General features: G+C 28.2%; 5 protein-coding genes. All 5 read right to left on the bottom strand.

What is annotated here, in order from left to right; all coding sequences use genetic code 11:
• Window positions 1-96: 96 nt before the first annotated feature.
• A complete protein-coding gene (locus MBFIL_RS09840) occupies window positions 97-591 on the bottom strand; it encodes a hypothetical protein (RefSeq protein ID WP_066974031.1) in 495 nt (164 codons plus the stop codon).
• Window positions 592-722: 131 nt separating this feature from the next.
• Window positions 723-1,481, bottom strand: a complete 759-nt coding sequence (locus tag MBFIL_RS09845) for a hypothetical protein (protein WP_066974033.1) — start codon at window positions 1,479-1,481, stop codon at window positions 723-725.
• 120 nt (window positions 1,482-1,601) lie between these two features.
• Window positions 1,602-2,006, bottom strand: coding sequence for a hypothetical protein (locus MBFIL_RS09850; protein ID WP_066974035.1), 405 nt, complete (start codon window positions 2,004-2,006; stop codon window positions 1,602-1,604).
• Between the two features lie 36 nt (window positions 2,007-2,042).
• On the bottom strand, window positions 2,043-2,780 hold the full coding sequence (locus MBFIL_RS09855) for a hypothetical protein (RefSeq protein ID WP_066974037.1): 738 nt from the start codon (window positions 2,778-2,780) through the stop codon (window positions 2,043-2,045).
• A gap of 14 nt (window positions 2,781-2,794) precedes the next feature.
• Entirely contained in the window at window positions 2,795-9,793 is a 6,999-nt protein-coding gene (locus MBFIL_RS09860) for a right-handed parallel beta-helix repeat-containing protein (protein WP_066974039.1), read from the bottom strand.
• Window positions 9,794-10,745 lie beyond the last annotated feature (952 nt).

The following is a 10,745-nucleotide window of genomic DNA, read 5'->3' on the forward strand; positions in this document are numbered from 1 at the left end:
ACCCACTTAAAACCCAATAAACTAAATAATAATCCTTATTTTAACTTAATATTACTTCATCATCACAATATAAACCAATAAATATCAATTAACTAATCAATGAATTATGGAAGATCTCCTAAAAAAACTAATTTCATCTACAACTGGTAGTGGAAGATTTTTATCAAAATCTTCAACATTAAAATTTAATTGTTGTCCAATATCACTTAAATAAATACTAGCATATTCTGTATCTGTTAATCTATGTCCACTATTCAAAACATAAACTTCCTCAACTAAACCATAAACATTCTTAAAAGTAGAAATAGAAAGAAGCTTTGTGAAAGGTGGAAAATACATTAAAGGAGGAGAACTAAAACCCTTTTGAGCATTTAAAATAAAAGACATATTATCATCCCCAATATCCACATTATAAGCCCCTTCTTTAGTATCAACAGTACAAATAACAGACAAATCAATTAAAACCTTATGATCATTACGTAAACCCTTTAAAATATCAGATAACTCATTAAACCCTGTGACATCTGAAAATTCACCTAATTTTTCATTATAATCCTCGAAAATATCATCAAAACTATCAAATAAACCCATAATAAAACACCTCATTTGAGTCATAGTTAAAGTCTAAATAATAAGCTTAAAATCTATTAAAATCTTTTATTTAAGTAAAGATAAAACACCAGCTATTCTGCCTAAATCATTCCATGAAGCATAGCATTTAATTATTTCTTCCAATCATCCATCAATGGAATTAAAGAACGAACATCACAATTAATCAACTTAAACACGGTTAAATAGCCAGTCACCACATCTTCACAAGAAATATTATCTCGTCTATTCCTCAGAGCACTACAACCAGATAAATAGGAACTAACAAAATATACCAATCTAGAAAAATCTCTGGAAATTCCAATATCATCTTCACCATCAACCACACAAAAATAACTATAAATTAATTTAGCAACTTTTTTTGCTCTTTTATCTCTAAAAGATATATTTTTAAGCTTCTTAAAAAAACTAATTTCATCTACAACAGATATGGGAAGATTCTTATCAAAATTTTCAACATTAAAACTTAATTGTTCTCCAATATCACTTAAATAAATACTAGCATATTCTGTATCTGTTAATCTATGTCCACTATTCAAAACATAAACTTCTTCAACTAAACCATAAAGGTTCTTAAAACTATGAATAGAAAGAAGCTTTGTGAAAGGAGGAAAATGCATAAAAGGAGGAGAACCAAAAGCATCTTTCGCATTTAAAATAAAAGACATATTATCATCCCCAATATCCACATTATAAGCCCCTTCTTTAGTATCAACAGCACAAATAACAGACAAATCAATCAAAACCTTATGATCATAACGTAAATTCCTTAAAATATCAGCCAACTCATTAAAACCAACAACATCTGAAAACTCGGTTAATTTTTCATCATAATCCTCAAAAATATCATCCCAACTATCTAATAAACCCATAATAAAACATTCCCTACAATTGATCGTGATTAATAACCTGAAATTTATTATTAATTGGACTATTAGAGTTCATAATTAATTTTAAGTAACTTTAAAAGAATTATCCTACTAATTCAACTATTAGTTAAAAAAAGTACCAATTATTAATAAAACAACACATACGATTACAATTAAAATAATTAAATAGAATAATAGCTTAGTAAATGTAGAAACAGGACGAATACCTAATTCCTCATCAGTAAACTTTTCACTATTTTCAAAAACATTATCCTTATAATTAATGGAAGAAGATTCCTCAATTTCCTCATTCACAACACATTCCTTTTCATCATTTTTATTATTCACAATTTTACTATATACCTTAAAAGCAAAAGTTAATGCACAAATGACAAAAATGAAATTAAGGATTTTATTACTACTAAAAGTATAATCTGGGAAAAGAGATAATGTAACAAATACGAATATTAGAATAACCAATAAAAATGTTCCAATAGCTGCTAAAATACCCATTATTTTCCTTAACATTAAAAACAACCTCAAATCAATTAAACAAAATCCTTATCAATCCAACAAAGGCACATATTTCCTAATATCCATTGAAAGAATCTTGAAAGTAGTTAAATATGCAACAACAACATCTTCACAAGTAACAATATCACGATTATTCTTCAAAGCATTGCAAGCCATTAAATACATAGCACAAGCACCAACAGTCCTATCAAACAAAATCACACTATCTAATTCTTGAGTTATAGTAACAAAAAGCCGTGAATATATTATATGTTCTAATCTTTTAGCTCTCTTATCAGCATAATAAACATTTTTCAAACGCTTAAAAAAGTTTTTAGAATGAATAGGCATTTCATATGACTTATCAAAATCCTCAACAAAATAAGTAATTTGAGGACCAATATCACCTAAAATAATACTCCTATATTCTTTATCATCTAAAGCCTCGCCAGAACGATAAATATAACTTACTTGAATGATTGAATAAAAAGCTTTGAAAAAATCATAATCAATAAATTTAGTTAAAGGAGGAAGATGTATAGGTAAAGAAAAACCAAAACCTTTCTTAGCAGCATTAATAAAAGGAATCTTACTCTCATCAAAACGCCACTTATTAGTAGACTTACCCATATCCTTATTAGCCAGTAAAGACATCTTCTTATATTCTTTATTCCTACGCAAACCTTTAAAAAGATCTAAAAGTTCATCAATTCTACTAACATCTTTAAAATCATTAAACCTTTCAAAATCTTCAGCCATCATTTCATCAATACTATCAAATAAACCCATAAATAATCACAACCTTAATTACCCATAATCCAATTATATGCCTTTTTACCAAAATTATAAACTCCATTTGTGATTTTCTTAGCAATAGAAATTGTAAAATCAGTTGCTTTTTTAACAGAAGGTGGAGAAGCATTATATATTTTTTGACCAAATTTTACAATACCAGAATATCCCTTTTTCAAAACATTTGAAGCCTTTTTAATAATAACTTTCCCTCCAGACACGGTAACATTAACTAATTTTTTGCCTGTGGATACTAACCATCCGCCTGTAGATTTAACATATGATTTAAGACTATTTCCTCCCCATTTAACAAATGAGTTTAGCATTCCTGTAGTCCATTTAGTACCAGAACTCAATCCATTAACAACAGTTTTATAACCATTATTTATATTAGTAGCAATATTGCTCCAAGTTTCAGGTTTTAAAGCATCGCCTAAACCAGTTAAAAACATGAAATTATTATAAACACTACCTAAAAACTTCATTGCATTTTTACTCATCATTTTTGTCACTGCATTAGCCCTACCCAGAATTTTAAGCACTACCATACCCGCAATCTTAGTAGGATCAGCAAGAGCACTTATAGTATCGAAAATTGCAGCCCCTGCCTTAGAAATTTTCGTCCAATTAGATAGAAAAGATTTTATGAGTTTATTCCTTTCTAATCTCCTTGCAATATTTCCTAATTTACTCATTCCTTTGAAAATTTGTGCGCCTCTAGAAAAAGCAACACCACCAGGAATAAAACTTACAGCTAAAAACACTAGAGTCAAAGGTGTGACAGCACCATCATCTGTACCTAAAGCAACATCAATCAAACCAGCTAAATAATTCCCACCAGGCAATTTCTTTATATCATCATAATAAGGTATTTTAAACAATTTCTGATTAAAAAAACTACCAATATCGTCTAAGAGCGACTTATCAGAAGACTGAGTTGAAGACTTACTAGGAGATTTAAATTTTTCTAAAGCTTTCAAAGAAACATCCAAAGATTTTTGAAACTTGTCAGTGTTCATGGGTTTGGACATTGAAGAAAGAACAGAACCAAGTAAAACATCAAAACCACCTTTCTTATTCAATGAATAAGAAACATTGCCATATAACAAGAAATATGATTTATTAAGTGGTTGATAGTCTACATTTGCCTTTAAAGTATAAATTCCATTTTTTGAAATCTTAAATTTAGTCGTTGCTTTATTGTTTTTAACAACTAAAGATTTGTTCTCAATTTTACCTTTAGCAAAACTTAATTCCACATTTAAAGCAGGAATAGATAAATTCAATTTTTTGTTTTTATTATCTCTAAATGAAATAGTAACTGTATGCCAAATATTTTTCTTCAACTTATCAGGGGCAAGGAGCTTTGCAATAGCATATGTCCTAATTTTAATACCTTTAATTTTATACGGCTCATTTTTACCCCACCAGTTGTAGTTGGCATTTAATTTACCTTTTGTAAAGTGTAAGTTGTATTTTTTATTAACAATATTGTTATATTGTATATAATTAAGTGAAGCATTATAATAAATTCCTTGAGCATTGGATCTTATGATATTTTGTATTATTTTGTTATTGTAAGCTTTATTAATACTTATTCCTCGACCATTAGATTTAATAGTGTTATTAATTATATTACTCTGGTTTCCAGAAATATGTAGTCCTGTTTCACTATTTTCATTTACGATGTTACCTTTAACTTTAGTATATTTTCCATAAATAGCCATTCCAATGTAATGGCCTTTTAAGATTTCATTAGAGGTTACATTGTTATGGGAGCCTTCGATGATTAGTTGTGTGTTCTTATTTTTATTGAAATGGTTTTGATTTATGTTATTGTGCTTACCTGATATATGTAATCCATGGAATTTGTTTTCTGTAACTGTGTTTTTGTAGAAATTGTTATAATTCCCTTTAAAATAAAAATCACAGTATTTTCCTCCCTTGGAATTAGTAGTGATTTCATTGTATCTTATCTGGTTTTTATGACCTTTACCAGAAATTCCAGACTTAAAGTTACTGGTTATGGTATTATTTTGAATAATGCTTTTATTTCCTACGATAACTAGACCTTTACCTTTATTGGAATAGGGTTTATTTTTATAGATTTCATTATTATTTCCTTTAATATATAAACCATATTTTAGATTTAGAGTTAATTTAGTGTTGTAAAATATGTTGTTATTGTTACCATTAACGTATAATCCTCCATTATTGTTTTTAGCTAAATTATAGGAAATATTCGATTTGTTAGTGTTAATCAATAAACCTGTTTTCTTATTATTAGATGCATTGTTATATTTTATCTCTGTTTCATTACCTGCAACATTTAAACCTTGAAACTTATTACTATTTAATTCATTCTTTAAAATAATGCCATAAGAGCCAGTGATTTTAAGACCATGATACTTATTCTTAGATACAGAATTAAGATTAACATAATATTTATTACCAAAAATAGCAATACCTGATTCACCATTGCTAACTGCAGTATTAGAAGTTATATTATTACTATTACCTTTCACTAGAATTCCTTGAAGCTTATTAGAATTTAGAGTGTTCTTGTGAATTTTGTTAATGTTTCCAATAACATATAATCCTTCTTTATTGTTTTTAACTGTGTTAGATGTTATGTTTGAATTGTTAGTATATAAAAGTATACCAGCAGCTTTATTATTAGTTACAATATTGGAATTTACAGCTAATTTACTACCATTAACAAGTATTCCTCGAATTTTATTATTAGTAAAGTTATTCTTTAAAATAATTCCATTGGAACCTGTAATTTTAAGACCATTGTACTTATTTTTAGTCATGAAATTATTATAAATGTAATAATTATTACCAAAAATAGCAATACCTGATTCACCATTGCTAGCTACATTGTTAGAACTTAAATTAGAATTACTACCACTTAACCAAATACCTTGATGCTTATTAGAAATTAAAGTATTTTTTGAAACATTAGTATTGTTACCATAAACTGTTAAACCTACATTATTAGACTTTACATTGTTCATATAAATATCTGAACTATTACCATTTATGTAAATACCATTACCTTTATTATTTGAGATATTATTATAATAAACAACTGTTCTGCTGCCTTTTATGTATATGCCATGGGAATTACTACTACTTACAGTATTGTACTTAACATTATTATCATTTCCAGTTAGATCAATCCCTGCTTCCCCACTACTCTTTACATTATTAAAACTTAAATTAGCATTGTTACCGTTTATTAGAATGCCTTGATGCTTATTAGAGCTTAAACTATTTCTTGAAACATTAGCATTGTTACCATAAACTGCTAAACCTACATTATTAGACTTTACATTGTTCATATAAATATCTGAATCATCACCATCTATATAAACACCAGTGCCTTTATTATTTGAGATATTATTATAATAAACAGCTGTTCTGCTACCTTTTACATATATGCCATGAGATTTACTATTACTTACAGTATTATACTTAACATTGTTATCATTTCCAGTTAGATCAATACCTGATTTCCCACTACTCTTTATATTATTATAACTTAAATTAGTATTGTTACCGTTTATTAGAATGCCTTGATGCTTATTAGAATTTAAAGTATTTTTTGAAACATTAGTATTGTTACCATAAACTGTTAAACCTACATTATTGGACTTTATATTGTTCATATAAATATCTGAACTATTACCAGCTATATAAATACCATTATCTTTATTATTTGACATGTTATTGCAATAAACAATTGTTCTGTTGCCTTTTACATATATACCACGGGATTTACTACTGCTTACAGTATTATATTTAACTTCATTGTTAGTTCCAGTTAGATCAATACCTTCACGGTTTCCAGTGAATTTATTAGATAATATCTGGTTGTTATGACCAGTGACTGAGATACCGTTGTGTTTATTGTTATTTATTGTGTTAGAGCGAATTATGGAATAATTGGTAGTAGAATATAATCCTCGATTACTATTTCCACTAATAATATTGTTTTCAATGATTAATGAATTAGCAAGAATCAATATTCCGTGACCTGTACTGTAATTTATAACAGAATCAGAAATCTTAGAACCATTACCAGTAGAATAGATTCCTCCACCATTGGCACTACTGCGAGCAATATTATAAGTGAAAATAGACTTAGAAATATTTACTTTTGATGTTGAATACAATCCTCCACCATTAGATGCAGAGTTACGATTAAATTTAGAATTAGAAACTGTGATAGTGGAAGTAATATAAATAGCTCCACCATTTAAACCTGCTTTATTGTTTTCAAAAATAATAGAAATTATATTTGTAGATTTAGATAAATACAAAGCTCCACCATTACCAGACTTTGCTACATTGGATTTAAAAGTTAATTTTCCAGTTAAATCCACATCATTTTCTGAGAAAATAGCTCCACCATTATTATCTGCACTATTTTCACTGTAAACACCATTGGTAATTTTTAATGGTTTGTCAGAGTAGATTGCTCCTCCAGACTTACTGGCATGATTTTTTGTGAAATTAGAATTAGATAGAGTTAAAGTAGAGTTAGTGAAAACTCCAGCACCATAGATAGCACTGTTATTATTAAAAACAGAGTTTTTTATATTCGTATTGGATAGGGCATAAATAGCTCCACCATTTAAACCTGCTTTATTGTTTTCAAAACTAATAGAACTTATATTTATTGATTTAGATGAATATAACGCTCCACCATTGCTAGATTTCGCTATATTAGATTTGAAAGTTAATTTTCCAGATAAATCAACATCATTTTCTGAGTAAATAGCTCCGCCATCATCGTTTGCACTATTTTCACTGTAAAGACCATTGGTAATATTTAATGGTTTTTTGGAGTAGATTGCTCCTCCAGAATTGTTAGCATGATTTTTTGTGAAATTAGAAGTAGATAGAGTTAAATTAGAGTTAGTGAAAACCCCACCACCGTACACAGCACTATTATTATTAAAAACAGAGTTCTTTATATTCGTATTGGATATGGTGTAAATTGCTCCTCCATTTAGTCCTGCTTTATTGTTTTCAAAAGTAATAGAACTAATGTTTGTAGGTTTAAATGAATATAATGCTCCACCATTGCCAGATTTTGCTACATTGGATTTGAAAGTTAATTTTCCAGATAAATCTGTATCATTTTCTGAGTAAATAGCTCCTCCATCATCATCTGCACTGTTTTCACTGTAAATACCATTGGTAATTTTTAATGGTTTTTTGGAGTAGATTGCCCCTCCAGAATTGTTAGCATGATTTTTTGTGAAATTAGAACTGGATAAAATTAAAGTGGAGTTAGTGAAAACCCCACCACCGTAGATAGCATTGTTATTATTAAAGATAGAGTTCTTTATATCTGTATTGGATAGAGCATATATTGCTCCACCATCATATTTAGCAGAATTACTTGAAAAAGTGCTTTTATCTGATTTTAAAGTACTTTTGGAATAAATTGCTCCACCATAGCTGTTAGCACCGTTGTTTATAAAATTAGAGTTAACGATGTTTAGTAATTCCATTGCATAAATAGCAGCACCGTTATCTGCATTATTGTTCTCAAAATCACTGCCAGTTATGTTTAATTCTTCTTCAGCATAGATTGATCCACCGTTTAAGTCAGCTTTATTAGATTTAAAAGTGGTGTTCTTTAAAATGGCTGATTTAACTAAGTATATTGCTCCTCCATTTTCAGAGTCTGCAGTATTGTTTAAAAAGAGGCAATCTGTGAGTTTAATTTGGGCATTGGTGTATATTGCACCTCCTGAGTTATTTGCAATGTTGTTTGTGAAGTTTGAGTTATTTATTTCAACATTGTCTAATGAGTAAATAGCTCCTCCATTGGTTCCTGCTTTGTTATTGGTGAATTTGCAGTTAGTGATGGTTGTTTTATTTCTTGAGTATAATGCTCCTCCATTGGCTCCTGCGGTATTTCCTGAAAATGTGGATCTTGTTAATTTTAAGTCTTCACCAGCACGAATCGCACCTGCAGACCTAATAGCACTATTATTTAAAAACTCAGAGTCATCTATTGACATGGAACCAGAAGAATATATTGCTCCACCAGTATCAGCACTATTATCTTTAAAAGTAGAGTTTGTTAGTTTAAAGCTAACAGTCATTTCTGTGGGGTTGTGATAGATAGCCCCACCACTATTATTCACAGCAGTGTTGTTTGTGAATTTGGAGTTTGTGATGGTTACATTTGATGCTCTTGAGAAAACAGCTCCACCATGAGAATCAGCAATATTATCTTGGAATGTGCAGTTTTTAATGGTTATTGTGGAGTTTCTACTGTAAACTGCTCCTGAATCTGGGGCAGAATTATTTTTAAATACACAGTCAATAACTTGATCAAAACCAAAAACTAGAGAAATTGCTCCTCCTCTATTTAAAGCATAATTATTTTCAAAGGAACAATTACGAATTGTAGTGTTATTGGCATGGGTATCAATGGCTCCGCCTTCAATATAATCATCAGAACCAGGATTAATACCATGATTATTAATAAAAACAGAATTTTCAATTACGGAATTATTTCCACCAAATAAACCAATACCAGTGCCACTTTCAGCTTCATTATCTTTAAAAATACAGTTATCAACATATATGGTGTTAGTTGACCTGATACATCCTCCAGAAGAATTAGATTTCACATTTATAAAATCAATATATTTAAAAGTAATATTTCGACCAGTAACATCAAAAATAGCCGCACCATTACCGTTACCGTCAAAAACAGCATGATTATTCTTGTTACCTAAAAAAGCAACATTATTCACATCTACATCAATCCTATTACCATCAGAAACATAAGTTTTACTACCTAAATGAACAATATCTCCTGAATTGAAAGAACTTTCAACATCAGTAAAAGAATTACCTGAAACCGTAACATCAGCACCACTAACAGATGAAACCACTACAAAAAGAAATAATGCTAGTAAAAACAAAAACCATACACGTCTATTGCTTTTAACTCCATTTTCAAGACCCCGAAACATAAATATTTCTCCATAACAACCCCTAATTATAAAATATATCATAAACATTATTGAACAGAAACATTTAATTAATAATATATAATAACTACTAACAAATATTAAAAGAATAATATTTAAAGTTTATGATTGCTATAATTAAATTAATATTAATAATATGAAATAATAAGGCATGAATATGAAAATATACAGAATATAAAGTAAATATTATGAAAAAATAATGAAAATAAGGCTAAATAAAAAATAAATAATAAAATATAATATGATCAATATAATTCATAGCTTGTCCAATTATAGCTCAAGATCATTGATCTCCATTAATCTACTAATTTTTCTAAACACAATACTCATTCTTAATAGGATTAGTATTGTTTAAAATTGTACTCACATAATCCACATAATACTTAGCATTATTATACTCTTTACCCTTAAGATTATCTAATGTCATGACCATTAATTTTAAATGTTTATATTATTAATTTCACATAAGATAGCTGAATAAATAAAATTAAAGCTTAATTAAAAAGATAACGAAATATTTAAAACTATAATATTAAATTGTCATGACACTAAGCTCTCAATCGTATAACCATTTGAACAAATTGTGTGAAAAGAGTGTTTAAAAATTTTGTCTCCTGAAAAATTAATTATTACTAAAATCATAATTCATAATAAATTTAAATCATGGTAGTTTCTGTTGAATATGTTACATTAACTTACATTAACTATTCTCCTAATATTATTGTTATATAACTTAGTTCGTGGCTTGCATTTTAAGGTTATTTATTTTCCTTAAAAATATGAGGATTCGCATTTAATGTTTCTTTATTTGTTCTATTTTATTGATTTTTTCTTTATTTTTTGTGTTTTTATGTGAGTTTTTTTTAATATTTTGTTGGTTTTGTTGAATTGTTTTTAGTTGTTCTTATTGTTTTTGGTTTGTTTAATTTTATGT

This window comes from Methanobrevibacter filiformis (assembly GCF_001639265.1).
Lineage (GTDB): Archaea > Methanobacteriota > Methanobacteria > Methanobacteriales > Methanobacteriaceae > Methanacia > Methanacia filiformis.